General features: G+C 71.4%; 21 protein-coding genes. 5 read left to right on the forward strand and 16 right to left on the reverse strand.

Annotated elements, in window-relative coordinates; genetic code table 11:
- Positions 1-102 precede the first annotated feature (102 nt).
- The 3 genes from WMF34_RS28355 to WMF34_RS28365 form a co-directional block, all read right to left on the reverse strand.
- Positions 103-1,203, reverse strand: a complete 1,101-nt coding sequence (locus WMF34_RS28355; protein ID WP_437989752.1) for a sugar ABC transporter permease — start codon at positions 1,201-1,203, stop codon at positions 103-105.
- Entirely contained in the window at positions 1,200-2,723 is a 1,524-nt protein-coding gene (locus WMF34_RS28360) for a sugar ABC transporter ATP-binding protein (RefSeq protein ID WP_012238123.1), read from the reverse strand. Before WMF34_RS28360 ends, WMF34_RS28355 begins: the two co-directional genes overlap by 4 nt.
- A gap of 226 nt (positions 2,724-2,949) precedes the next feature.
- Entirely contained in the window at positions 2,950-3,825 is an 876-nt protein-coding gene (locus WMF34_RS28365) for a hypothetical protein (RefSeq protein ID WP_437989753.1), read from the reverse strand.
- A 332-nt stretch (positions 3,826-4,157) separates the two neighbouring features.
- Here WMF34_RS28365 and WMF34_RS28370 point away from each other — a divergent pair, with 332 nt between their 5' ends.
- Both WMF34_RS28370 and WMF34_RS28375 read left to right on the forward strand, forming a co-directional pair.
- A complete protein-coding gene (locus WMF34_RS28370) occupies positions 4,158-4,895 on the forward strand; it encodes a hypothetical protein (protein WP_437989754.1) in 738 nt (245 codons plus the stop codon).
- Between the two features lie 2 nt (positions 4,896-4,897).
- Positions 4,898-6,067 carry a zinc-dependent alcohol dehydrogenase gene (locus WMF34_RS28375; protein ID WP_437989755.1) on the forward strand — a complete coding sequence of 390 codons (1,170 nt, stop codon included), beginning with the start codon at positions 4,898-4,900 and terminating at the stop codon, positions 6,065-6,067.
- 33 nt (positions 6,068-6,100) lie between these two features.
- Here the strand turns inward: WMF34_RS28375 and WMF34_RS28380 are convergent, their stop codons facing one another.
- Positions 6,101-6,736, reverse strand: a complete 636-nt coding sequence (locus WMF34_RS28380; RefSeq protein WP_012238127.1) for a DUF4142 domain-containing protein — start codon at positions 6,734-6,736, stop codon at positions 6,101-6,103.
- Between the two features lie 484 nt (positions 6,737-7,220).
- On the opposite strand from WMF34_RS28380, the gene WMF34_RS28385 reads away from it, so the two are divergent.
- The gene (locus WMF34_RS28385) at positions 7,221-9,557 is read left to right on the forward strand and encodes a DNA polymerase II (protein WP_437989756.1); all 2,337 of its coding nucleotides are present in this window, start codon (positions 7,221-7,223) and stop codon (positions 9,555-9,557) included.
- Positions 9,558-9,665: 108 nt separating this feature from the next.
- On the opposite strand, the gene pgm is transcribed toward WMF34_RS28385, so the two are convergent.
- The 6 genes from pgm to WMF34_RS28415 all read right to left on the reverse strand — a co-directional run bounded on the left by pgm (position 9,666) and on the right by WMF34_RS28415 (position 18,166).
- The gene (gene pgm / locus WMF34_RS28390; protein WP_044969347.1) at positions 9,666-11,312 is read right to left on the reverse strand and encodes a phosphoglucomutase (alpha-D-glucose-1,6-bisphosphate-dependent); all 1,647 of its coding nucleotides are present in this window, start codon (positions 11,310-11,312) and stop codon (positions 9,666-9,668) included.
- Between the two features lie 125 nt (positions 11,313-11,437).
- Positions 11,438-12,340 (reverse strand): hypothetical protein, encoded by a 903-nt coding sequence (locus WMF34_RS28395; protein ID WP_437989757.1) that lies wholly within the window; start codon positions 12,338-12,340, stop codon positions 11,438-11,440.
- 113 nt (positions 12,341-12,453) lie between these two features.
- The gene (locus WMF34_RS28400; protein WP_437994672.1) at positions 12,454-13,641 is read right to left on the reverse strand and encodes an oxygenase MpaB family protein; all 1,188 of its coding nucleotides are present in this window, start codon (positions 13,639-13,641) and stop codon (positions 12,454-12,456) included.
- A gap of 77 nt (positions 13,642-13,718) precedes the next feature.
- On the reverse strand, positions 13,719-14,342 hold the full coding sequence (locus tag WMF34_RS28405; protein WP_437989758.1) for an STAS domain-containing protein: 624 nt from the start codon (positions 14,340-14,342) through the stop codon (positions 13,719-13,721).
- Between the two features lie 325 nt (positions 14,343-14,667).
- The gene (locus tag WMF34_RS28410) at positions 14,668-16,746 is read right to left on the reverse strand and encodes an SUMF1/EgtB/PvdO family nonheme iron enzyme (protein WP_437989759.1); all 2,079 of its coding nucleotides are present in this window, start codon (positions 16,744-16,746) and stop codon (positions 14,668-14,670) included.
- Positions 16,747-16,888: 142 nt separating this feature from the next.
- Positions 16,889-18,166: a patatin-like phospholipase family protein gene (locus WMF34_RS28415; RefSeq protein ID WP_044965992.1), complete on the reverse strand. Its 1,278-nt coding sequence runs from the start codon at positions 18,164-18,166 to the stop codon at positions 16,889-16,891.
- A 152-nt stretch (positions 18,167-18,318) separates the two neighbouring features.
- Between WMF34_RS28415 and plsY the strand changes: the two genes are divergently transcribed.
- Positions 18,319-18,984, forward strand: a complete 666-nt coding sequence (plsY, locus tag WMF34_RS28420) for a glycerol-3-phosphate 1-O-acyltransferase PlsY (RefSeq protein WP_437989760.1) — start codon at positions 18,319-18,321, stop codon at positions 18,982-18,984.
- Positions 18,985-19,023: 39 nt separating this feature from the next.
- Here the strand turns inward: plsY and WMF34_RS28425 are convergent, their stop codons facing one another.
- The 6 genes from WMF34_RS28425 to WMF34_RS28450 all read right to left on the reverse strand — a co-directional run bounded on the left by WMF34_RS28425 (position 19,024) and on the right by WMF34_RS28450 (position 25,101).
- Positions 19,024-20,166 carry a purple acid phosphatase family protein gene (locus WMF34_RS28425; RefSeq protein WP_437989761.1) on the reverse strand — a complete coding sequence of 381 codons (1,143 nt, stop codon included), beginning with the start codon at positions 20,164-20,166 and terminating at the stop codon, positions 19,024-19,026.
- Positions 20,167-20,489: 323 nt separating this feature from the next.
- Positions 20,490-21,674 (reverse strand): glycosyl hydrolase family 8, encoded by a 1,185-nt coding sequence (locus tag WMF34_RS28430; RefSeq protein ID WP_437989762.1) that lies wholly within the window; start codon positions 21,672-21,674, stop codon positions 20,490-20,492.
- Between the two features lie 97 nt (positions 21,675-21,771).
- Complete coding sequence (locus WMF34_RS28435; protein WP_012238138.1) at positions 21,772-22,548, reverse strand: hypothetical protein; 777 nt, start codon at positions 22,546-22,548, stop codon at positions 21,772-21,774.
- Positions 22,545-23,168 (reverse strand): RNA polymerase sigma factor, encoded by a 624-nt coding sequence (locus WMF34_RS28440; RefSeq protein WP_012238139.1) that lies wholly within the window; start codon positions 23,166-23,168, stop codon positions 22,545-22,547. The genes WMF34_RS28435 and WMF34_RS28440 overlap by 4 nt, the downstream gene beginning before the upstream one ends.
- Positions 23,169-23,330: 162 nt before the next feature.
- Entirely contained in the window at positions 23,331-24,296 is a 966-nt protein-coding gene (locus tag WMF34_RS28445) for a hypothetical protein (RefSeq protein ID WP_437989763.1), read from the reverse strand.
- A 163-nt stretch (positions 24,297-24,459) separates the two neighbouring features.
- Complete coding sequence (locus tag WMF34_RS28450) at positions 24,460-25,101, reverse strand: HAD family hydrolase (protein ID WP_437989764.1); 642 nt, start codon at positions 25,099-25,101, stop codon at positions 24,460-24,462.
- Positions 25,102-25,305: 204 nt separating this feature from the next.
- On the opposite strand from WMF34_RS28450, the gene WMF34_RS28455 reads away from it, so the two are divergent.
- On the forward strand, positions 25,306-25,437 hold the full coding sequence (locus WMF34_RS28455; protein ID WP_269454198.1) for a hypothetical protein: 132 nt from the start codon (positions 25,306-25,308) through the stop codon (positions 25,435-25,437).
- Positions 25,438-25,582: the final 145 nt, after the last annotated feature.

The following is a 25,582-nucleotide window of genomic DNA, read 5'->3' on the forward strand; positions in this document are numbered from 1 at the left end:
CCGCGCCACGCGGCGGACCCCCTCTCCCGGGGCCTACGTGTTCGCGCAACCGCAACGCGAGGACGACCTCGGTCATCGCAACGCTAGCGGGTGAGCCGTCGCTCAGTGACTTCTTGTCTTGCGGCTGGCCATGTCGATGCCGACGGCCAGGATGAGGATGATGCCCTTGATGATCGGCTGCCAGAAGCTCTCCGTGTTCATCAGGCTCATGCCGTTGTCGAGCGAGGCCATGACGAGCGCGCCGAGCAGCGCGCCCCAGATGGTGCCCTGCCCGCCGAGGAGCGACGTGCCGCCGATGACGGCGGCCGCGATCGCGTCGAGCTCCATCATCCGGCCGGCGTCCGAGGTCGCAGAGCCGACGCGGGCGGTGAGCACCACGCCCGCGATGCCCGCCATCACGCCCATCAGCGTGAACACGGCGATGAGGTGACGATCGATGCTGATGCCGGAGTAGAAGGCCGCCTCGCGGTTTCCGCCGATCGCGTAGAGGTGCCGCCCGAACGTCGTGTGCTTCGCGAGCACCGTGAACACGGTCGCGAGCACGAGCACGACGAGCACGGGGAACGGGACACCCTCGTAGGAGTTCATCAGGGCGGCGAACGCGAGGGAGAACACGGCGAGCCCGATCCACGGGTAGCGCGCCGTGCCGGTCGCGCGCGCCGCCTTGTACAGCAGCCCGACGCAGAGGACGCCGGCGCCCGCCCAGCCGAGGGTGTGCGGCACGTACGCCTGGCCCACGAACAGGTAAGGACGCGCCGGCGAGATGGACACACCGCCTGTCAAGCCGAGCATGGAGCCCTGGAAGATGAGCATCCCGCCGAGCGTGACGATGAACGGGGGAATCCGCAGCCGCGCCACGAGGGTGCCCTGCACGAAGCCAAGGACGGCCCCGAGCAGGAGCGGCAGGATGAAGGCGGCCGGCAGCGGCCAGCCGAGGCTCACGTAGATCATCGCCGATGAGGCGCCGAGCAGACCGGCGAGCGCGCCCACCGAGAGATCGATCTGCCCCGCGACGATGACCATCACCATGCCGATGGCCAGGATCGACGTCACCGACATCTGCCGCGCGAGGAGCGTCAGGTTGCGCGGCGTCACGAACGTCCCATCGGTCGTGATGGAGAAGGCAATCCAGATCGCGATGAGCGAGCCCACCATCGAGAGGGCGCGCCAGGGGATACGCATGCGAAGCTTGGCCTCGCTCATTCCGTCACCTTCCTCGTTGCAGCAGCCATCACGCGCTCCGCGGTCGCGTCCTTCCGGTCGAGGCAGGCCGTCGGCCTGCCCTGGTTGAGGACCAGCACACGGTGGCTCATGCCGAGCAGCTCCGGCAGATCGGAGGACACGAGCACCACGGCGAGCCCATCCGAAGCGAGCTTGTGGATGAGCTGGTAGATCTCTGCCTTCGCCCCGACGTCGATTCCCCGGGTCGGCTCGTCGAGCAGCAGCACCCGGGGCCCCGTCATCAGCCATTTGCCGATCACGATCTTCTGCTGGTTGCCGCCCGAGAGCTGGTTCGCGAGCGCGAGCGGCCCAGACGCCTTGGTCCTGAGCGCCTTCATCTGCTCGACCGCCGTGACCTCCCGATCGGCGTGATCGAGGAAGAGCCCCTTCACGAACCGCCGCAGGGTCGCGAGCGTGATGTTGTCGAGGAGGGTCGCCTCGAGCACGAGGCCGTGGCGCTTGCGATCCTCGCTGACGAGCGCGATGCCCGCGTCGATCGCCTGCGCGGGGGCCGTGTACGGCGGCGTCGCGGGCCCGCCTCGGACCGAGATCGCGCCGGTGACGCGGCTCGTCGCGGCGCCAAAGATCGTCGAGAGGAGCGCGGTGCGGCCGGCGCCCATGAGGCCGCCGATGCCCAGCACCTCGCCGGCGCGCACCTCGAAGCTCACGTCGCGCAGCACGAACCGCCCGGGGTGCCCGGCGTCCTCGACCGACCAGCCCTGGACCGACATCGCGACGGGGCCCTCCGGCGGCGGGGGGCAGGGGTAGAGGTTCGTCACCTCGCGGCCGACCATGTACGAGATGACGTTGTCGGGCGAGAGCGCGGTCCGCGGCTGGGTCGTGATCGACTTCCCGTCACGGAGGACCGTGATGCGGTCGGCGATCTCGAAGACCTCCTCGAGCCGGTGGCTGATGTAGATGCAGGAGACACCGCGGGCGCGCAGATCGCGCAGCAGGCCGAGCAACGTCCTCACGCCGGACTCGGTGAGCGCCGCCGTGGGCTCGTCGAGGACGAGGATCTTCGCGTCCTTGAGCAGCGCCTTGGCGATCTCGACCATCTGCTGCTGGCCGATGCCCAGCTCCTTGATCGGGCGCTCGGGATCGATGTCCAGCCCGACGCGCGCGAGCGCCTCCCGCGCCAGGGCCCGCACCGCGTCCCAGTCGATGAGCCCCCCGCGGACGGGCTCCCGCCCGAGCACGAGGTTCTCGGCGACGGTGAGATCGGGCACGAGCGCGAGCTCCTGCGCGATCAGCGCGATGCGGTGCTCCTCGGCGCTGCGCATGCTGCTGAACTGCACGACGCCGCCGTTCAAGCGGATCTCGCCGCCGTAGGTGCCTGCGGGGTAGTAGCCGCACAGGATCTTGATGAGGGTGCTCTTACCCGCGCCGTTCTCGCCGCAGAGGGCGTGAATCTCGCCTTCCTGGAGGTCGAACGAGACGCCATCGAGGGCTTTCACCCCGGGGAACTGCTTCGTGATCGATGCGAGCTCGAGGAGAGGCATTGTCCTGGGCGCAAGGGGGCGTCAGCGCGCGGCCACGTTCGCCTGGGAGGGGCCTGCGATGCAAGCACTTTGTTGGAAGCGCGCAGAGGATCCAGGCGCGCAGGTCGTCACGCGTCACGCGTCGCGTGTTGCGCGTCACGCATGCTCCCTGGGAAGCGCCGGGGCCAAGAGGAGTGGTTGAGAGCCCCCTGCTCGAGGGCTCCCGGCGCGGCCCGGGCGACGGCGCTCAGTTGTAGAAGCCGAGGTCGTCGATGTAGAGGTCGAACTTGGGCGCGATGCCGACCTGGAACTGGATCGCGTAGAGCTTCGTCGCGTCGATCTGGTCGGTGCCCGCCGGATCACCCCAGCCGCCCTGCTTCAGCTCCGCGAAGGGAATCGTGAACTGCTGCCACTCCTCGGTGAGGGTGAGCGACTTTTGCCACTTGTCGCACTCGTCCGAGCAGGAGCCGCCGGCCGGATCCGTGCCCGGGTCCGAGATCATGACGCTCGCGCTCGTGGCGGAGCCCGCGCCGATCTTGGCCCAGAACGTGATTCCCGTGTACGCCGAGGCGTCATAGGCGGTCTTGGCGCCCTCGGGGCTGTTCAGCTCGAAGCCGAAGCCAGCGCCCCACGTCTCGAAGCCCTCTCCCCACGAGCGCGCCGCGTACGTGCTCTGCCCGCGCGCCGGCGCGAGCGCCGTCATCGTGAAAGGCTCTTCCCCGGTCCCGTCCGGATCGGGCGGCGGGGTCTGCTTGGCCCCCGCCGACCCGTCATTGAAGGTGTACCAGTAACCGACCCGCCCGCCCTTGGCGAGGATGGCGTTGTCGTTGTCCTCCATGTCATCGATCATCTCGATCGTCTGGGGGCCGGCGCCCGCGCCCGTCGACGCGGTGGTGCTCGCGGACGACGAGGTCGCGGCGGCGTCGGTGGTCCCCGTGCTCGCCGTCGTGGTCGACGGGTCCACGGTGCCCGAGGAGGAGGTGGTGCTGCCGGCGCTGCCGGAGCCGCCCGCGCCCCCGCTCCCGCTCCCGCTCCCGCCACCATCGTCGCCGCTGGCGCACGCCGCGACAGCCAGTCCAGAGACCGCCAAGCCAAAAGCACGCAAGAAAATTCTAGTCTTCATACGTTCACATCTCCGTATCTACGTTATTCTAATCAGCGCTCGCTCTGGGCCGGACGTCAATTGAATCGAGGAGCGTCCCGGCGCGGCGAGTATCGCCTGGAAGCTCAGGCCCTGCAACCTTCTTCTTTCCTCGCGGCAATCCATCTTTCTCTTCGCTCGCCGTCGTTCGCCCTGGAGGCGCGGCTCGCGCGAATGTCCTTGTTGGGGCCGCTCGCAACGGCGGTGGCATGTTCGGAGCGTCGTTGAGACGTGAGCGCCTGGATCAGCGCGAGTGGCCGCCTGCTTGCAAGGCGCCTTCGCGGGCTCTCTCGGCGAGGCTCGAAGGAGGAGAGATGGCACGGGCGAAGGCTGGCCGGCGAGCGCGCGCCGCGTCGCAGAGGAGCGCGCAGAGCGCGGACCGGGAGCGGAGCGGCGGCGGAGGCGCGCCCCCGACGGAGCAGGAGAGAGCCCCGCGGACAGAGCGGCAGAGCGCGGCGGCGCAGCGCGCGAGCTGCGCGCGGCTGCCGGGGAGGAGGGGAATCGGGGGGCTGCTCCTGAGCCGGCTGGAGACGGCGGCATACCGCATCTACGAGCGGGTCGCCGGGCTGTCCGAGGAGCGGCCGGCGCTCGGGGTCGAGATCGCGGCGTCGGCGCTGCGGGCGCTCGGGGCCCGCGCGCCGCGGGTCGTGAGCAGCGTCACGGTGAGCCGCGCGCGGGCGGCGGTCCTGCACGCGCTGCAGGACGCGGCGGGCGTGCGGCGCCTCCTGCCGAGCATCGGGCGCGTGGAGGCCGGCGCGAAGAGGCAAGCCTCGACGGTCCGGGCGGCCGGCGCGGGTGGCCCGGAGCGCACGCCGGCAGGCGTCGTCTCGCTCGCGACCGCGCCGGGCGACAGGGGCACGGAGATCAAGGTGGTGCTGCCGGGCGCGCGGCCGCGGGGGCGGCTCGCGCGCGCGGCGGGCGAGCTCTTGGCGGAGCTGCCCAGGCGGCAGCTGCGGGGCGAGCTGCGGCGCCTGCGGCAATGGATCGAGATCGGCGAGATCCCGACGACGGCGGGGCAGCCGTCCGGCCGGGCAGACCGTGAGAGGGAATGACCATGCGCGCGATCTGCTGGAATGGGGTGGATGACATCGTCGTGGAGTCGGTGCCCGAGCCGAAGCTCATCAGCCCGCACGACGCCATCGTCCGCGTCTCGCTGTCGTCGGTCTGCGGCTCGGATCTGCACCTGCTCCACGGGTACATCCCGACGATGAAGCAGGGCGACATCCTCGGGCACGAGTTCCTCGGCGAGGTCGTGGAGACCGGCGCGGAGGTGAAGCGGGTGCAGCGGGGCGATCGCGTCGTCGTGTCGTCCATCATCGGGTGTGGGCGGTGCGCGTATTGCCAGCGCGAGCTGTGGTCGCTCTGCGAGAACTCGAATCCTCATCACGTGGTGACGGACAGGGTGTTCGGGGACACGACGGCCGCGATCTTCGGCTACTCGCATGCCTTCGGGGGCTTCGCGGGGAGCCACGCCGAGTACGTGCGCGTGCCGTTCGCGGATCACGGCGCGTTCAAGGTCCCCGACGGGGTGCGGGACGAGAGCGCGCTGTTCGCCTCCGACGCGCTCTCGACGGGCTACATGGCGGCCGAGCTCTGCGACATCCGCCCGGGACAGGTCGTCGCCGTCTGGGGGTGCGGGGGCGTCGGTCAGATGGCGATCAAGAGCGCCTATCTCCTCGGCGCCGAGCGCGTGATCGCGATCGACCGGATCGCGGACCGCCTGGCGATGGCGAAGGCGCGCGGGGGCGCCGACGCCCTGAACTACGCCGAGGTCGACGTCCAGGAGGCGCTCCGCGAGATGACGGGCGGGCGCGGCCCCGACGCCTGCATCGACGCGGTGGGCATGGAAGCCGACGGGACGGGCCTGCAGCACGCGGTCGATCGGGTGAAGCAGGCGTTCCGGATGCAGAGCGACCGCCCGCTCGTGCTGCGCGAGGCGATGCTGGCCTGCCGCAAGGGCGGCACGGTGTCCATCGTGGGCGTCTATTCCGGGTTCGCCGACAAGATCCCGCTCGGCGCGCTCATGAACAAGGCGCTCATCGTCAGGACCGGCCAGCAGCACGGACAGCGGTACATCCCGCGGCTGCTCGATCACATCCAGCGCGGCGACATCGATCCGTCGTACCTCCTGACGCACCGGATGTGCCTCGACGACGGGCCGCGCGGATACCGCCTCTTCGAGGCGCGCGCGGAGGCGTGCGTGCGCGCGGTGTTCGCACCCTGACCCTGGCGAGGCCGCCGCCCCCGACCGCGAGCGCTAGCGCTCCTGCCCCTTCGCCAGCGTCGCCTGGATGGCCTGCGCCCGCTTCATGTGGCTCGCCGCCTCGTCGCGAATGCGCTGGAGCTCCTGCTTCAGCGCCTGGTTCTTCACCCTCGGGATGGCCTGCTCGTCCAGCATCCGCAGGGCATGGGCATGCATCCTCACCTGGATGGCCATGTACGTCAGGTCGAATTTCTCGGCCGGCTGCTTCTGGAGGTACGCCGCGATGATGGACGAGTGCCCGGCGATCATCGCGCTCGCCCGCGTCGGCTGCGCCTTGATCCGGAGACGCCGGAGGAGCGCGCTCAGGCGGATGTTCCCCTGGGTGTGGGCCTCGAGCATCTCCCTGGCGAAATCCTTCACCTCGCGCGACCGCGCCTGTTTGCGGGCGATCATCGCAAGGGAGATCTCCACCTCGTTGGCGGCGGAGATCACCTTGGCGAGGGCGCCGTCCGATATCTGTATCTCCTCGGACCGCGGGCTCACCTCCTCCAGCCGCTGCTGCAGCTCGGAGATCTGCGCGCCCTGATGGACGTAACCTCCACGCCCCCCCGCGTGCGCGGAGCTGCCGATGACGCTCGCGGCGAGCGCGGCGATCAGGGCGACGCGATGCTTGAAATGATGGCGCATCATGGTGGATTCCCTTCCTGGATTTCCGCGGCGCGCTTCACCGGCCGATCCGTGGATGCCCGCGGCTCACGACGTCTCGAACGTCAAGCAAGCGGCGGACCCGCTCTCGACGTAACTCTCGACGTAGACCGAGGGACTGCCCTGCTCATGGCGCAGCGCGCGGGCGCGCTCGCGGGGCGATCGCCGCACACCCGGGGAGTCGTCCGCGCCGTATCTCGGGATTCCACGTCAACCCCATCAAGCTGGCCATCCCCCGTTGAATCGAGCGTGAAACCCTACAAAGGCGCTCGGCTCCTCGAAAGACGCCCTCTCCGGCGGAGGCCCTGCTCCCTCGGCAATCGCGCTCCTCCGGGAAATCCCCTGCGCCCGGGGACGAGAGGGGCTTGCGGGGCGCCGGTCCCGGTGGTCAAGTGAAGCGTGGAGCGGCCCCCGGGCCGCCTCGCACGCTGGCGAAGAGCTCGCCCGGGGGGCCTCCGCGAATTCGCACATGCCTGACCGCGGCTTCATCCTCACGCCCACGACCCGGGTCGTCGCCGGGCGCCCGGAGATCCATCTCCACGCGGTGATGGAGGACGGCGCGCCGGCGCTCGTCATCGAGGACAGGTTCAGGCCCTACTTCTTCGTGCGCGCCCGCGACGAGGACGTCGCGCGGCGGCTCGCGGACCGCCGCGTCTCTCCGCAGGCGCTCGAGACGCTCGATGGAGAGCCGGTCCTGCGCGTCGAGGCCGCGCTCCCGCGGGACGTCGCGGCGCTGCGCGACAGGCTGGCCGAGGCCGGCGCCGACGCCCTCGAGGCGGACGTGCGCTTTCCCTACCGCTTTCTCATCGATCGCGGCATCCGCGGGGCGTTCGCCGTCTCCGGGCCTTTCGAGCTCCACCCGGGCGTCGGGCGCGTGTACCGCAATCCAACGCTCGTCCCCGCGAGCTTCGTCCCCCGGCTCCGCGTGCTCTCGCTCGACATCGAGACGAGCCTCGACGGCGAGCACCTCTATGCCGTCGCGGTGGCGGGCGCGGGCGGCGAGCGCTGTCTCCTCGTCCGCGACGCGCCGGTGCCCGGCGGGCTCCCCGCCTTCGTCGAGCGCTTCCCTGACGAGCGGACGCTCCTCGAGCGCTTCCTCGAGCTCGTCGCGCAGGCGGACCCCGACGTCCTCACCGGCTGGAACATCCCGGATTTCGATCTGCCCGCGCTCCAGCGTTATTGCCGGCGCGCCGGGCTCCTGTGCGCGCTCGGGAGGGGCGATGACGAGATCGGGATCCTGCGCGATCCGGGCTTCTCGCGCGAGGCGCGCGCCGTCCTGCCGGGGCGGGTGGTGCTCGACGGCCTCGCGCTCCTCCGCGGCGCCTTCCTGCGGCTCGACGATTACCGTCTGGAGACCGCCGCTCGGACGATCCTCGGGCGCGGCAAGCTGTTCGGGCCAGATGACCGGGGCGAGCAGATCGAGGCGTCGTACCGCGACGACCCGGCGCGGCTCGCGGAGTACAACCTCGAGGACGCGCGCCTCGTCCGGGATCTGCTGGAGAAGACAGGGCTCATCGAGCTCTCGGTGCGGAGGAGCCTGCTCACGGGCATGCAGCTCGACCGCGTGGGGGCGCAGATCGCCGCGATCGACTCGCTCTACCTGCCCGCGCTCCGCGCCCGCGGCAAGGTCGCGCCCTCGGTGTCGAGGGAGGGGCCGGAGGGAGAGGCGGAGATCGCCGGCGGCCTGGTGCTCGACTCGCTGCCGGGGCTCTACCGCAACATCGTGGTGTACGATTACAAGAGCCTCTATCCGAGCCTCATTCGCACCTTCAACATCGACCCGCTGACGTTCGTCGCCGGGGGCGACGGGCCGCCCGAGGCGCTCATCGTGACGCCGGGCGGCGCGGCCTTCCGGCGCGGCGAGCCGGGCATCCTGCCCGAGCTCGTCGCGCGCCTCTGGGACGAGCGGGCCGAGGCGCGGCGGGCGGGCGACGAGCGGGGCGCGATGGCCATCAAGATCCTCATGAACTCGCTCTTCGGCGTGCTCGGCTCTCCCGCGTCGCGCCTGTTCTCCCCCGAGGTCGCGAACGCCATCACGCGCGCCGGGCAGCACGTCATCAGGCTCACGGCCGAGGCGGTGCGGAGGGCCGGGCACCGGGTGCTTTACGGAGACACCGACTCTCTCTTCGTCGACATCGGCGAGCCGGACGCGGCGCGCGCCGTCGCCCGGGCCGAGGAGCTCCGCGACGCCATCTCCGGGGCGGTCGCCGCCGAGATCGCGAGGACGTTCGGCTGCGAGAGCCGGCTGGAGCTCGAGTTCGAGAAGGTCTATGCGCGCTTCCTCCTGCCCGAGCTGCGCGGCGCCGCGCAGGGCAGCAAGAAGCGCTATGCGGGCCTCGTCGCCGGGGAGGGCGGCGACAGGCTCGAGATCGTCGGGCTCGAGGCGGTCCGGCGGGACGCGAGCGCGGTCGCGCGGCGCTTCCAGCGGGAGCTGCTCGACCTGGTCTTCCACGATCGCCCGGTGGAGGGCTTCGTGCGGAGCTTCGTGACGGAGCTCCGCGCGGGGCGGTTCGACGCGGAGCTCGTGTACAAGAAGGCGCTGAGAAAGCCGCTCGGCGCTTACACGAAGACGACGCCGCCGCACGTGAAGGCGGCCCGCAAGCTGGTTGGGGACGCGGGGCGGATCGTGGCCTATGTGATCACGCGCGCTGGCCCGGAGCCGGCGGGCCAGACGACCGCGCCGCCGGACTACGATCATTACGTGTCGCAGCAGCTCAAGCCGATCGCGGACTCGGTGCTGCGGTGGCTGGGCGGGGCCGATTTCGATGAGATGACGGGCGCGCGGCGGCAGCTCTCGCTGTTCTGACCCTGCGCTGGCCGCGCGAGGCGAACCCGGGGGCGGGCGGGCGGGCACGTGGCGGAGTCCCCGGAGGAGCGCCGGGAGATCGAGCTCTCCCGGGCGCGCCCGGGGAGCTCACTTGGCCGACAGCGCGTCGGTGACCATCGCGCGCGCCTCGTCGAGCACGCGATCGAGGTGCGCCTGGTCCTTGAAGCTCTCCGCGTAGATCTTGTAGACGTCCTCGGTGCCCGAGGGCCGCGCGGCGAACCAGCCGTTCTCCGCGACGACCTTGAGCCCGCCGATCTCGCCGCCGTTGCCGGGCGCGCGCGTGAGCTTCGCGGTGATCGGCTCGCCCGCGAGGGTCTCGGCGCGCACCGCGTCGGGGGAGAGCTTCTTGAGCACGCTCTTCTGGCTCGGCGTGGCCGGCGCGTCGATGCGCGTGTAGATCGGCGCGCCGAACCGCGCGGTGAGATCGCGGTAGTGCTCGGCCGGATCGCGCCCGGTGCGGGCGAGGATCTCGGCGGCGAGCAGGTCGAGGAGGATACCGTCCTTGTCCGTCGACCACACCTGGCCGTTCTTCCGCAGGAACGAGGCGCCCGCGCTCTCCTCGCCGCCGAAGCCGAGCGAGCCGTCGAGCAGCCCGTCGACGAACCACTTGAAGCCGACGGGCACCTCGCGGAGCGGGCGGCCGAGGTCCTTCGCCACCCGATCGATCATGCTGCTCGAGACGAGCGTCTTGCCCACGGCCGCGTCGGGCCGCCAGAGCGGGCGGTTCCGGAAGAGGTAGGACACCGCCACGGCGAGGTAATGGTTCGGGTTCATCAGCCCGGCGCTGCGCGTGACGATGCCGTGGCGATCCGAGTCGGCGTCGTTGCCGAACGCGAGGTCGTAGTCGTCCTTGAGCGCGATGAGGTTCGCCATCGCGTGCGGCGACGAGCAGTCCATCCGGATCTTGCCGTCGTGATCGAGGGGCATGAAGCTGAAGGTGGGGTCGACGGCCTGGTTCACCACCGTGATATCCAGCCCGAATTTCTCGGCGATCGGCGCCCAGTACGCGATGTTCGAGCCGCCGAGCGGGTCGACGCCGATGCGCAGCTTCGCGCCGCGGACGGCCTCGAGATCGACGACGTTGCCGAGATCGGCGACGTAGGGGCCGATGAAATCGTACGGGTGGGTCGTCGGCGCGCGCAGCGCGGCCTCGTAGGGCGTGCGCTTCACGCCCGCGTTGTCGGCGCGGAGCAGCTCGTTGGCGCGCTCTTCGATCCAGCCGGTGACGGCGGTGTCGGCCGGCCCGCCGTTCGGCGGGTTGTACTTGATGCCGCCGTCGTCGGGCGGGTTGTGCGACGGCGTGATCACCACGCCGTCCGCGAGCCCCGAGGTGCGCCCGCGGTTGGCGGTGAGGATCGCGTGCGAGATGGCCGGCGTCGGCGTGACGCCGTTCCGCTCGGCGATGAGGACGTCGACGCCGTTGGCCGCGAAGACCTCGATGACGCTGCGCTGCGCCGGCTCCGAGAGCGCGTGCGTGTCCATGCCGAGGTAGAGCGAGCCCGTCGTGCCCTCCTTCGCGCGGTAGTCGCAGATGGCCTGCGCGACCGCGAGGACGTGCGCCTCGTTGAAGCTGCGCCGCGCGGCCGAGCCGCGGTGGCCGGAGGTGCCGAAGGCGACGCGCTGCTGCGGATCGCCCATGTCGGGGCGCTCGCTGTAGTACTGCGCGCGCAGCTTGTCGGGATCGATCAGCACGTCGGGAGGGGCCTTGCGGCCTGCGAGGGGGTGTAGCGGCATGAGCCTCCGCATAGTCGAGCGCGCGGGACGAGCCAACCCTTCCACGGGGCGCCGCGGCGGCGCGCAGGGGCGCGGCTGGGCCGGCAAGGTGGAGGCCCGAGCGCCACGCGCTCAGGATCGGCGGTTCACAGCGGCCTGTCCTTCGCCGCCGCCTCGAGCCAGTCCGCGCACGCGCCGTCCTCGGCGGGCGGCTGAACGCCCTTGAGGAGATACCACGCCTCCCGGTGCTCCGCGCGGGCGCCGGGCGAAACGCGCTGCAGCGGGCCGAGCGACTCGACCTCGAGCATGTCCGCGTTCGTGAACGTCTCGAAGTTGCACCCCATGTCCGGGTACGTGGCGCCCTCGATGAACGGGAACCGCTTCAGGAACACGTTCCCGTGGTTCGCGTGCGCCGCGTAGCCCTGGGTCACGAGCGCGCCCACCTTCTGCGGCCCCTTGCCCGCGACCTGCCGCAGGCGGATCACGCGCTTGCCCCAGGTCCACCGGGGCTCGGCCATGTCGGTGTACGACCACAGCACGAGCGGCCGCGCCGGCAGGACGCGATCGGGGTGCGGGACGAACGGCGCCTGCGGGAACAGGCACTCGCCGCCGCCCGCCATCACGGAGAGCGACCACGGGGCGAACTCGACGGCATAGGCGCTGTGGTTCTCGATCGCATGATCGATGACGAACCTGCCCGCCGCGGCGTCCGCCGTGATGCGGACCTCCTTCTGCATTCCGTGCCTGTCCGGCGCGGTCCGGAGCACGAGCGCGCCGTTCTCCTCCCGGTGCTGCACGGGATCGTTGTCGGGCTGCAGCGTCCGCTGCTCGTCCTCGGGGCCGATCCAGAGCCGGTGACCGCCGTAGAACCTGTACTGGGTCCCGCCTGTCGCGCCCATGTCCTCGGGGATCTCGGAGAACTCGTTCGGACCGCCGATGACGCCGTACCGGATGATGCGCGGGCCGATGTCGAGCGTGACGACGAGCTCCGTGTCGCCGCAGACGAGGCGCGCGGCGCGCTTCCAACCGCCGTAAGGGATGATCTCCATGCCGGAGCTCTCGTACCGCAGAACCGGAGGGCGGTTCAACCCCGACTGCCGCGCCCGCTCGCACGCCGTCGCCCTGGACATCCGGCGCCGCGGCCCGCGAGCGGCGCGACCGCTCAGGTGCCGCTGCCGGCGAGGCGCTCCGGGGGCGCGAAGTCGGCCGGGCGGCCGCCGAGGCCCATCGAGATGACGCGCCGCCAGCGGAGGTCGCCGAGGTCGAGCGCGAGATCCTGCAGGGGCGGCAGCGCGTGCGCGCGGCTCGACGCGGCGGCGACCGCGCGGAGCAGCGGCACGACGAGGGGCGAGCGCTGCCGGGGCACGCCGAGCTGCTCGGCGAGCTCGTCGCCCAGCACGGCCCGGGAGAGGCCGCAGGAGATGGCCATGAACCGCTCGGCGCTCCGGCGCTCGCCGTCGGTTCGCGCGCTGCGCACCCTGCGGGTGAGCAGCGCGTCCACGAGCATGCGCGAGTCGTGGTCCGGCGCGCCCTGCGTCGCGAAGATCATCTCGGCCAGCCGTCGCGCCTCGGCGTAGGACCCGGGGATGAGCTCGGGCTCGACGCCGATGACGTGGGCCACGTAGCGCCAGAGGTGGACGAGGTCCTCCCTCTGGGCAGGCGCGAAGCGGTAGGCGAGCTTGTCGAGGCCGTCGATGACCGCGACCGAGAAGAGCAGCGCCGTCGCCACCATGTCGTGCTGGTTGATCGGCTCGCCCCAGAGGGCCGCCTGCCACCGGCCGCTCGCGCGGATGAGGCGCCGCACCTGCGCGTGCATGACGCGCACCTTGACGGTGATCGCGAAGCCCTCGCCGGAGCGGCGCATTCCGTTCGCCTGGCTCACGGCGTAGACGAACCGGCTCGTCTCGGCGAGGCGGCGCTCGGCCTGCTCGCGGAGCCTCCCCGAGAAGACGAGCGGCTTGTTCCCTCCGGGCGACGCGTACCCGAGGATGAGCGACTGCATCGCGAGCAGGATCCCGCCGAGGACGCCGGTGCGCAGGAACGCCGCCCCGCCGCGGTTCACCGCCTCCCAGTCCACCCAGAGGGGCACGTGATCGACCGACGCGAAGAGCGCCCGCAGCTCGGCCGGGGCCTCTTTCGCCGTGCGGTCGTCGTCCATGCCGCGCGCAAGGGCAGCCTCCAGGAGGCGGAAGCCCTGGCCCGGCGGCATCGACGCGAACGCGTCCACGACGGCGTCGGCGACCGGATCGACGCGGAGCAGGAAGGGCCCCAGGCGATCGAGCTGGTCGCCGAAGCGACGGCGGGCGTCTGCGGTGTCCTGGAAGCGAGCGGGGATCGTCGCGTTCTCCATGGGTTGCAACAGGATATCCCTTGGCACACCGGCCGCGCTCCGCAAAGGCGACGCCGCGCGAAGCGGAGCTCCGCGGATCACCGCGGTGAGATCGCGCGCCCCCGCTGCGCAAGGCAGAACCTGAGCCCCTCCCGCAGGCTGCGCATCGGGTTCAGCTCGTCGAACGCGACGCCGATCGTGACGAGCGTCTCCGCGACATGACCGCCGAGGCCGGTGAGGACGCAGCGCGCGCCGAGGAGCTGCACCGCCTGAGCCAGCTTGATGAGGTGCTGGGCGGTCATGGAGTCGATGAGCGTGACGCCGGTCAGATCGAGGATCACCCACTCGACGTCGCTGTCTTCGGCCACGCGCACGAGGAGCCGCTCGGTCACCTCGACGGCGCGCACCGAGTCGAACAGCCCGACGAGCGGGAGCGTGAGGATGCCGTGCCATATGTCGATGATCGGCACCGAGAGCTCCCGGATCGCGCACTCCTGGCGCTGGATGGTGTCCAGCTGATGCTCGAGCTCGCGCTTCGAGGCGGCGAGCGCGGCGAGCGCCTGGCTCTTCTGCTGCGTGGTCGCGGAGAGCTCGGAGAGAAAGACGCGCAGAGCCTCCTCGATCACCCCGAAGGCGTCGTGCTCGACCGCCGCCAGCTGCTTCAGCGCGAGCTCGACCTCTCCCGTGGACGCGAGCGCAACCGCATCGATGACGCGTTGCATCCGGCCTTCCTCGATGGAGATCAACTTCTCGGATTCTTGCATGGGCTCCTGTGGGCGCAGCAGGGGTTGACCGGTGAGGAAGCGGAGTCACCGGGCTCCTGCGCGGGGTGGACCTCGCCGGCCCGCAGGGGAGGACGTGCCCGCGGTGACCTGAGCTTGCGCGCCCGATCGCACGGCTCTACGTGTTCCAACATCCTACCTCGCGATCGGGCGTGTGAATCGACGTTCGACCAAGATGGGATAGATAGCCTATCCCCGGCGCGGCTGAAATGAGCGTGGCCGGATGATCCGCGCTTCCCTGCTGCCCGCTCTCGGGACCTCGTGTTCAATCGGCCGAGCGAACGCAACGAAACCCGGTCGAGACGTCACCTGCCTCACGATCATACGCCAGCCGGAACGTGGCTTTTGCCGTGCTGGCGGAGAAGTCCCACGATCCCCCCCGGAGCACGCCCCTGCTGCCGGTCGCCGGCACCAGGGGATCTGTCTGGGCGCCTCTGGCATACACGCCAGGGTCCCAGCCGTCGGCCACCCATTCCCAGACGTTGCCCGCCATGTCGAGCGCGCCCGCCGGGCTCGCTCCGGCCTTGGCCGAGCCGACCTCCTGGGTGCCCCTGCCGCGCCCGCCGCAGTCCTGCCCAGGAGGCCGGGACACGACCGCGTGCGCGCACCCTGGCGGCTCGTTGCCCCACGGATACTCGCGGCCGTCGGCGCCGCGCGCGGCGTATTCCCACTCGGCCTCGGTCGGGAGCCGCTTGCCGGCGAAGGCGCAGTACGCGGCCGCCTGCGCCTGGTCGACGCACGAGATCGGGTGTTGCGACTTCGCGGGATCCGCCGCGGTGCAGAGCGCGCCGCGCTGCTCGACGTCGGCGTCGGTCGCGCGGGGGCCGTGCAGGCCGCTCGGCGTGCACCGGCCCGCCTCGACGCAGCGCTGGTAGGCGGCGACCGTCACCTCGGTGCGATCGACGTCGAACGCGCGGGTCAGCGTCACCTCGTGGGGCGGGCGCTCGGATTTGCCGCCCTTCGCGCTGCCCATCGTGAAGCGGCCCGCCGGCATCCGGACCATGTCGGGCGGGGGCGGTGCCTTCAGCGGGGGCGCGGTCAGGCCGCCGAGCACGCGCGCCGGCCGCGCCTCGCCGGGGGCGCGATGGCGGACGAACGCGACGGCGCCTGCGCCGGCCGCGGCCAGCGCGGCCGCCGAGGCGAGCGCGGGCAACAGGCGCCGCCGCGGAGCGGCCCTGGCGGCCTGGGGCGTGGGAGGGGGCGACGCCGGTTGCGGGGCAGCCTGCGGCGGCGCGCTCGTCGCCAGGCCGCGGATCGTCGTGACGGATGGCGTGGGCGGCGCGCCGACAGACGTGGGCAGCTCGCCGGCGGGGGGGCCAGCGGCCACGCGCTCCGTCCCCGACACGCCCAGCGCCGCAGCGCCGGGCGCCGCGCCCGCGGGCGGGCTGCCCGCTGCGCCCGCGCCGGCGGGCGCGGCCGTCGCCATCGCGGCCTCGAGCGCCCCCCAGAGCTCGCCTGCCGTGCGGTAGCGCTCCCGCGGGTCGATCGCGAGCGCGCGGCGCACCACCGCCTCGACGGCGTCGGGCGCGCTCACGCCCGCGCCGCCCAGGCTCGGGCGGAACGCCGGATCGGTCGCGGCGATGTACAGCTGCGTGACGTCGCTGCCGAGGAGGGCGCGGTTGCCCGAGGCGACCTCGATGAGCACCAGGGCGAGCGCGAAGACGTCGGTCCACGGCCCGGTCGCGCCGAAGCGGTGGTGAAACTGCTCGGGCGCGCCGTAATGGACGGTGAAGGCCCGGAGCGCGCTCCCTGTCTCGGCCATCGCCTGCGTCATGCTCGAGAGCTCGCCGAGCACCTTGGCGATACCGAAGTCGAGGACCTTCAGCGTGCGCCGGCCGCCGATCTCGGCGAGGAACAGGTTGGCCGGCTTGACGTCGCGGTGGGCGACACCCTGCGCGTGCGCGACATCGAGCGCGTACGCCGCGGGCGCGAGCAGGGCGACCGCCTCGGCGAGCGGGCGCGCCGCCTCGCCGCGGGCGCGCCGCTCGGCGATCTCGCGGTCGAGCGGCACGCCATGGAGCCACTCGAGCACGAGATAAGGCGTCCACTCGCCCGACGGCGAGACCGCGGCGCCGGTGTCGAGGGCCTGCACGATGCCGGCGCTCGCCCGGGAGAGGCGGTGGAGGAGCCGCCCCTCGTCGAGGAGCATCCGCTGGAAGGACGCGCGCTCCGCCGGGGCCAGCGACCCGAGCAGCTTCAGGCACTTGACCGCGACCGGCTCGTCGAACCCGAGGTGCTGGCCGCGGTAGACGACGCCGAACCCGCCCTCGCCGACCACGGCGTCGAGCCGGTACTTGCCGCCGATCGTCGCGCCCACCCAGCCGAAGGGATCCGAAGGTGCCATCTCGCGGCGCGAGTCTACACCGGGCGCCCCGGCCGCGCGGAGCTCGCGCCGAGACAGGCGCCGAGCGCCCCGACGCCGCCTGGGCCTCAGCGCCCCTGAGGATCCGGACGGAGCCAGAGCGTGCCTGTGTCTCCAGGCCCCCTCAGGGCGCCCGCTCCTCGAACCCGCCCGGCCTCAGCGCCCGCTCGAAGAACGCGCACAGCTCCTCGTGCCGCGCGCGCGCGTCCGCGCGGCCTATCTCGATGAGCGCCCCGGCGAAATCCCCGTCGAACAGTAGATAGGACAGGAAGTCGGCCTCGCGCTGCTCGTCTCCCTCGGCGAGGCGCCGCATCACGCGGCCGAGCACGCTCGTGGTCCGCGCGCGGAACGCCGGGGATCGCACGAACTCCGCCGCCAGGCTGCCGATGTCCTTGGAGGCGCGGATGAGCAGCGACCGCATCGGCCGGAGCGCGCGCCCCGGCGGCAGCCCGAGCTCGTCGTTGAGCCCGTCAATGAAGCCCTCGCCATAGCGCCGCCGCCCCGCCTCCAGGATGCCGTTGATGCTCTCGAGCCGCGCCAGGTCGTTGTCGATCCGGTCGAGCATCAGCGCGTTCAGCGTCTTGCCGAGCAGGAAGAGGGGCCCGGGGAAGCCCGGCGCGTCGCGCTCGGCCGCGCTCGACGCGGGCTCGATGTACCGCGGATTGACCACGATCACGCCGTCGGCCCCGAGGCGCCGCGCGGGCGACAGCGGGACGTTCTGGCGCAGCCCGCCGTCGCAGTAGAGCTCTCCGTCGATGTTCACCGGGCGGAACAGGATCGGGAGCGCGGACGAGGCGAGCGCGTGCTGCGCGCGGATCGCGGTGGCGCGCGGGGTGATCGTCGGGTCGTGGCTCCAGGGCGGCAGGCCGGGCTCGCGGCGGTGGACGAAGACGACGGTGCGGCCGCTCTTGACCAGCGTCGTCGACACGGTGAGCGCCGACAGGAGCCCCCTCTCCAGGTGGCCGTCGATCCGCTCGAAGGGCACGGCCTCCGCGATCTGCCGCTCGAGGCCCGACGTGTCGAGGAGCGCGGCGCGTCCGCCGCTCGAGGGCGCGCTCGCGGCGCCCCCGCGGAGCAGGTCGTGCCCCACCGCGAGCACGCCGCGCACGTCGAGGCGCACGAGGTCGTCGATGCGCAGGCGCGTCCACACCGCGGCGAGCCGCCGCGCGCGGCTCCGCGCCTCGTCCGCGAACGCGGCGAGCCCACAGACGTTGATGGCGCCGACCGAGGTGCCGCACAGGATGTCGAGCGGCGCCTCGCGGCCGAGATCGCGAGAGACGTCCTCGAGGATGTGCTGCACAACGCCGACCTCGTAAGCGCCGCGCGCGGCACCGCCGGCCAGGACGAGCGCGATCTTGGGGGCGCGGCCACTCCGGGTCGAGACGGGCGCCAGGTCAGGCATGTTCGCAGAATACCATGATCGCCATCGCGACATGGGCTCTTTGGCGCGCGCTTCACGCGGCGCGCGCTCACCCCGGCGCGCGCTCACCCCGGCGCGCGCTCACCCCGGCGCGCGTGCTACACCCGCCGTGAGCGCGGGCATGGAGGCGCCCGATGACGGCAATGACGGCAATGACGGCAATCTACCTGGCCCTTGCCTACCTCCTCGGAGCGATCCCGACAGGCTACCTCTTCGCGCGGTTCGTCAAAGGGGTCGACCTCCGCGAGGTCGGCTCGGGGAACATCGGCGCGACGAACGTCCTGCGCGCCTTCGGCTGGGGGCCTGGCCTGGCCGTCCTCGCCGCGGATGTGGCGAAGGGCGCGCTCATCGCCGGGCCCCTCGCGTCGTGGCTCTCCGTCGCGCCCGGCGGGTGGGTCGCCGCGGCGGGCGGCCTCACCGCGGTGCTGGGCCACGACTACACGGTCTTCCTCGGGATGCGGGGCGGCAAGGGCGTCGCGACGTCCTGCGGTGTCCTGCTCGTGCTGGCGCCGCGGTCCACGCTCGCCACGCTGGCCGTCTTCGCGGTCGTCGTGCGGGCGACCCGCATGGTCTCGGCGGGCTCCCTCGCCGGCGCCCTCGCCCTGCCCCTCTTCCTCTGGCTCCTCGGCGAGCGGGGCGCCCCGGCCCTCTGCCTCTCGCTGCTCCTCGCCGCGCTCGTCTGGCTCAAGCACATCCCGAACATCCGGCGGATGCTCGCGGGCACCGAGAGCACGATCTCGTTCGGGAGGCGGCGCGACGACGAGCAGGGCGGCCCGCCGCACGACGGCGAGCGCCGCTGACGGCCGCGGCGTCGCCCGGCCGCCGAGGGCGGCGCTCGCTCACTTGGTCATGGTCTTCGTGAAGATCACCGCGCCTTGTTTGTCGATGAACTCGAACAGCAGGTTCGTCCCCTCGAACCGCAGATAGGCGAAGCCCTCGGTCTTGTCCGTGAAGAAGAGCTGCCCCCGCTCGGTCGGGATCGAGGAGGCGACCGGGCGGGTCTTGGAGCCGGCGCCGCTGATGGCGAAATAGGTGTTCGGGCAGCCCTCGTCTCGCCCCTTGTCGATGAACTCGAGGTTGTGGTCGTGGCCGGCCATGTACATGTCGGTCCCGCAGTAGATGGCCTGCTGCATGGCGAACATCCCGCTCATCCCGAGCGACGGGTTGTCCGAGGCGTGAGCTCCGGACGTGTAGCGGGGGTGATGGCCGAAGACGATCTTCCACGTGGCGTCCGAGGCGGCGACCCGCGCGCTCATGTAGCGCGCCTGGTCATCGGAGGTGAAGTCGACCGTATCGATCCCGAAGAGATGGACGTCGCCGATGCGAACGTCATAGTACGAGGCGGGCATGTGCCACTTATCGGTCAGCCGCATGCCGGGCCCGTCGCCCACGGGCAGCTGCGAATAGTCGATCTGCGCTTGCCGCACGCCGCTGCTGCTTGGGCCGTAGTCGTGGTTCCCCAGGACCGCGTAGAACGGGAGGCCGTTCAGCCCCGGTCTGTCGTAGGGCTGCTCGAACTTGGGGCCCCACTGCGTATCGATCGTGTCGACCACGCCGTGGTCGTAGAAATTGTCGCCGTTCATCATCACGGCGTGACAGCCCCCGACCTCGATGCACTTCTCGCTCATCCGATCGGCGACCTGGTTCTGCGCGAGGTTTCCCTCTCCGGTGTCGCCGAGAGCGAGGATCCTGACGACATCATGGCGAGAGACGATGGCCCCGATGACCTCGTCGCGCCCCGCGCCCGAGCCCGCTCCCGGCTCCGCGGCGCTCCCGCCGCTCGGCCCGGCGCCGCTGCTCGCCGCGCCCGTGCTGGTCGGCTCATGGCCTGTCCCCTCGTGCGCTCCGGCGCTCGGGATCGGCACGCTGTCCGCCACGCCGCAGCCCGCGCCGAACGCGGCGGCCGGCGACGCGGAGAGGACGAGGACAACAAGGGATTTCGTGGAGATCCCGAGAGGACGAGCTGCGCGGAGAGGCTTCATCTGGCGCTCATTGTAACCAACGCCGGTCTCCGATGATCACCCGTCCAAAGCTTTGTTCGTCCCGGCGCGCCAGCAGATCCGAGCACACCAGATCTTCCACCCAGACCGGATACAGGCGTCAACACGGTATCCGCGCCGCGGCCCGGCCGAAGCCATCGCCGGCCCCCTTCAACGGTGCCCGTTTTCGCTTGACGTAAGCGAGATCACCACGATGGCTCGGTCGCGCGCTACCCGCGGCAGCGGCCGGTCGGCGAGGGCGACGCTCTTCCGGCGCTCGAGCGAGCGCTGCGCGGCCTGCGCGGGATGAGATCCCGCGCACCGGCTCAGTACACGCGAAACTGCCCGCTCAGCGTCAACAGCGAGAGCATGTGGAGCAACCTCGAGAAGTAGCGGGTCTCCCCGGTCGCCGGCGGCGTCGTCCACACCGCCTCGATGTAGGCGGCGCGATCGTCGTTCGTCGCGATCAGCCCTGTGACCCCGTTCATGAAGATGAGCGCCGACTCCGGCGTGGCGCTGAGCATCGCGCCGTTGATCTTGAAGACCGCGCCGTACTTGTCGATGCCCAGCTTCGAGAAGAACCCGAGCAGCCGGTCCGCCTCCTCGACTTGCCACGGGTCGACGCCGAACCAGACGTGGTCGAGCGCGATGCTCAGCTGCGTGCGGTAGGCCTCGGAGCCGAAGTAGTCCCAGTTGAGCACCGGCGTGCCGTCGAAGTGGGTGCGCACCGGGATGAGCCCCGTGCTCGGGTGCGCGGCCTCCTGCCAGTGGGTGCGCGCGCTGGCGGCGGCCTCGGACCAGAAGGGGTCGCGCATGGCCTGCGCCCAGAGCTCGTAATAGGCGGGCATCTCGATGGAAGGACGGGTGACGTCCGCCGCCGAGACGTGCGGGTAGTCGTAGACGAGCTTCGTCGTCGGATCGAACGTGTTGGTCACCCCCGAGGCGACCCCCCCGTTCAGGGCCTCCTTGTGGCGCATCACCTCGAGCAGGCTGATCGCGTCCATCCCATAGTCGATGGTCCCGGTGTCGCTCCCCCAGCGGCCATGGGCGAAGAACAGCGCCATCGCGACCTGCTGGAGGCCAAAGGGATCGAAGCACGCCACCGCCGTGCCCCCCGGGACATCGCACCATGACAGGAGATATCCCTGGCCGGGACCGGACTTGAGCTGGAGTGTGGACTTGGCGTATCTCCAGATCCGGTCGAACTCGTCTCGCTTGTCGAGCTCGACCGTGATGATCATCCCGAGGCCGATGCCCTCGGAGCGCACGCTATTGTGGTAGTCGTCCCAGATGTAGGCCTGTTCGGTGCCGGGCACCGGGTAGTAGACGGTCTCTTCGTAGCGATCGCCGTAAAAGAGCTGCTCGAAGCTGTCCTCGATCTTGGCCGCGATCTCCTCGTCCGTCTTGCCGAGCACGTCGCGGAACGCGTTGGGGTACTCGGAGGGGCCCGTCAGCGGGCCGAGCTCATCGCTGCTCATCCGGTCGTAGCCGAGCGAATCCACCGTGGTCACACACCCAGGCAGCACACACACCGCCATCCAGGCACCGGCGACGCCGGAAGCTGCGCGGAACGAACGGAGGAGGGCAGGGCAACGCATGACCCAGAGTTCAGTTGTTTACATAGCGCCGTACCCGGGAAGCAAGCACGCTGTTCGGATGCCGGCGAAGAAATGCCGCGGCGCGCTGCGAGGCAGCGTCGGAGCGGCCGCTCTTCGCGAGCGCGTCGATCCGCAGGACCTCGGCCTCGAGGCTCAACCGCCCGCGCGGATGCGTCCTGGAGTAGGCGTCCAGGAGCGAGAGCGCGCCTCGCGCGTTCCCGCTCGCGAGCATCGTGCGCGCCGCGTCCAGCGCGCCGAGCTCCGCCTCCAGGGCGGCGCCCGTACCGGACGGCTTCGGATCGAGCTTCGTGGCCGCAGCGCTGCTGCCACCCGCGAGCGCCGGGGCCATCGTCTCCTCCGCGAGAGCCTCCACCGGCGCTGGCGCCGCGGCAGGCGCCTGCGCAGGCCGCGCCGCCGTCTGCACGACCGGGTCGGCGAGCGCGGGGCCGAAGCGGTGCGCCGCGGCGACGTCCTGGGCGTCTTGCCCGCGCCAGGCGAGGTAGCCCGCCGGGATGCCGGCGAGCATGCCCACCGTCGAGAGCGCGACGAGGATCTTGGTCCAGCCGAGCTTCACGGCGAGCGACGAGGACGTAGCGGCCCCCCCTGCCGCGGAGAGCGCCGCAGGCGCCGCCACGCTGGCCGACAGGGCTGCAGCGCCGGCGAGCCCCAGCGCCGCCAGCGTCTTCGCGCGCGTCTCCGGTGACGTGGGATACGACGCGCCTGCGCTCAGCAGCGCGCGTTCGAGCGGGTTGTCGCTCTCCTCCAGTAGGCGACGTGGTTCAGTCATCGTCTCACCTCGCTCGTCGAAACGAGCTCCAGCGCGCGGACGCGCTCACGAAAATCGGCCCTGGCCCTTCGCAGCCGAGAGGCCACGGTGCCCTGCGGGATCCCCAGCACGCCGGCGATCTCCACCATGCTCATCTCCTCGAACTCGTACAGCACGAACACGGTCCGCAGATCGGACTCCATCTGGTCGAGGACCTGATCGAGCATCTGTCGCGCGTGTTTCTGGCTGGTGAGCTGCTCGGGTGTCGCAGCGTCCACAACCTCCGGCGGCTCGGCCGCGGGGAACTCTCGCCGGCGCGCGGCGCTGCGGCGCGCGTGGGCGGCTACGTGAAGCGCGGTCTGGAGAAGAAAGCTCTTCTCGGCGCCCGGCCGGACGTCGTCCAGCCGCTGCGCGGCGGCAATGAAGGTGCGCTGCACCGCATCGTCGATCTCGGCAGCAGGGGTCCCCGCGTTGCGGAGCACCCGCCCGATGAAGTCAAGATGAGCGTCCACCATCCGTCGCAGACGCGCGTCCCGCTGCTTCACGTTGGCCACCGATGGAGCCACGCTCGCCGGCTCGCTGTCAGGCAAAGCAGACGATGTCATGACGTCGGCAACCATACTCACCGCGAGGCGAGACATGAGACCAGTGAAGAACGGACTCTACCCGGAAGCAATGGGCGACAGCCGGAGCGGAACATTGTCCTCGGGTCGGGGGGGGCAGCGTGCCTGCGGCCCAGCTTCCGGATGCCGTCCATGGGTCATAATTCCCAGCGCGAGTCGGAGTGATCACAGAATCCTGGCTTAGAAGTTGTGCACGATTCCAACGCCAACGAGCGGCGAGATCACCGGCGTCTCGCCGACGGTTTCTGCAGACCACCCCATGGTGAACCGACGGTGAACGAGCGGCACGAGGATGGCGGCCTCGAGCTCGAGGGCGGTGCCCCCGCCGAGGAGCGCAGCGGCGCGCGCGAAGCCTCCCGCGCTCCACCACGATCGCACAGCGGACTCCGGGTTCGAGATACCTCGTCCCGTCGCCGCGAGCCAGCCGCCGGCGGCGATGACGCACGGCTCTGCGCTGACGACAGGGCCGAGCTGCCAGCGCACCGGGCACGCGGAGAGGGCCGCGGCCGCCCACTGGATGAGGGCGCTGTCGCCGCCCGACAGCAGGTCGTTCCGCGCGTACATCAGCGAGAGGCCGAACGAAGGGCTCAACGGGCCCTCGACGTGCGGGGTCACCCTGGCACCCAGGGCGGCGCCCAGGCTCGCATGAGGTGCGACGACCTGGGCAACCACCACGTGCGCGCCGAGCGCGAACTTGAGCGGAGGCGCCTCTGGCGGGGCGGGCGGCGGCGCAGGGGGGGCAGCGGGCGGCGGCGCAGGCGGAGCGAGGGGCGCGGTCACCTCGACCACCTCGTCGAGCGCGAGCGCCGCGGTGAGCGAGAGCGCCTGGACCACGACGTCGCACGATGTGGCATCGACGATCCGCGTGTCGGTCTCGCCGCCTGCGTGAACGACGCGCAGCTCGCCGTGGACCCCGGCCCCGCCGCGGCTCAGCCGGACGCGGACACCCCAGCCGTCCTCTCCGTCAGCCGCGAGGCGCACGCGGTCCGACCGGGCACGGAGGCCCTCGTAGAACTGGTCGGCGGTCGAGCATTCCGCCGGGGCATCGAAGTCGATGCGAATAGGGATCGGCGCCGGCGCCGCGGTGGCCGAGGACCAGCCGAGGACGACGAGCTCGATGAGCGAGATGCCGTCACCGGAAGCCACGGGCCCGAAGGTGCCACGAACCGTTCGTGAACCGCCAGATGCTCATGCACCGAGCAGATGTGCAGCGTGCAAAAATCCAGGGGTGGGGAGGCGACGCAGCACGGTGGCGGCGCGCACACACAGGCGCGGTGAGCCACCTCATCGCGCGAACGTGACGTCGCGCTCACGCTCCTCGGAGGCGAGCGAGCACCTCGCGCAGCGATCCGAGCTTCGCGTCCGCGCCGGTGAAGTCCGACGGCGCCGTGAGCGGCGACGGGACGACCCAGCACGTCAGGCCCGCGGCCTTGGCCGACCGGAGCCCGCGCTCGGAGTCCTCGATCACGAGGACATCGCGCGCCGCGAGCCCCAGCCGCTCGCAGGCGATCCGGTACGGCTCGGGATCCGGCTTGGCGCGCGCGTACTGATCCCGCGTGAGCGCGAACTCGAACCACCCGAGGAGGCCCGTCGCCGCGTGCGCTCGGTGGAACGGCTCGGGCTTGCTGCTCGTGACGATCGCCATGCGAAAGCGCGCGGCGAGCTCCGCGACGACCTCTCGCGCGCCCGGCAACAGCGTGTCTCCGCCCGCGACGAGCTCGAGGTACCGGCGATCCCGCTCGTCGGCCAGCCGCCGCACGCCCGCCTCGTCGACCCCGCGAGCGCTGGCGAGGTGCCAGGCGCCGCGCGCCTCGACGAGGAACAGCTGGCGATAGTCGTCGATGGTGAGATCGACGCCGACCGACGCAATCGTCTCGCGCGTTGCCTGGAAGTAAAGCCCTTCGGTGTCGACGAGGACTCCATCGTTGTCCCAGAGGATGGCCTTGAACACGCGGCGCCTTCGTAGCGCCGCCCCTCGATGCCGGCAAGCGAGCCCGGCGCCGAGCGACGCGCGCCACGCCTCGGACACGCCTCGGGCGGAGAAGCCGAGACATAAGCGCTCGCGAAGTACAAAGTTCGTGACGGCGCCACGAGATATGGTGCTAGCCTCGGTCAAGGCGGATAACACCAACGCATCCACCGAGGCGGTGCTCCCATGGGTGACAAATCTCCGAAGGCCAAAGAGCGACAGAAGAAGCAGGACACGGCGGAGAAGAACCAGAAGAAGGCAGCCGCGACCGCCAAGGCGTCGCCTGCTCCGGCCGCGCCCGCCAAGAAGGGCAAGTAGCCGGATCGAGCGGGGCCGCGCCCGGCGCGGTTCACACCCCGCTTCGACAAAGCTCCCCCAAAGCTCCCCACCCCACCTCGCCTCTCCCGTGGCTCGGCGCGCGTCGCTCGGCGCCGGCCACGGACGAGCCTGATTTCTTCCACCG

This window comes from Sorangium sp. So ce145, assembly GCF_051525985.1.
In the GTDB taxonomy this organism is placed as follows: domain Bacteria; phylum Myxococcota_A; class Polyangia; order Polyangiales; family Polyangiaceae; genus Sorangium; species Sorangium cellulosum_B.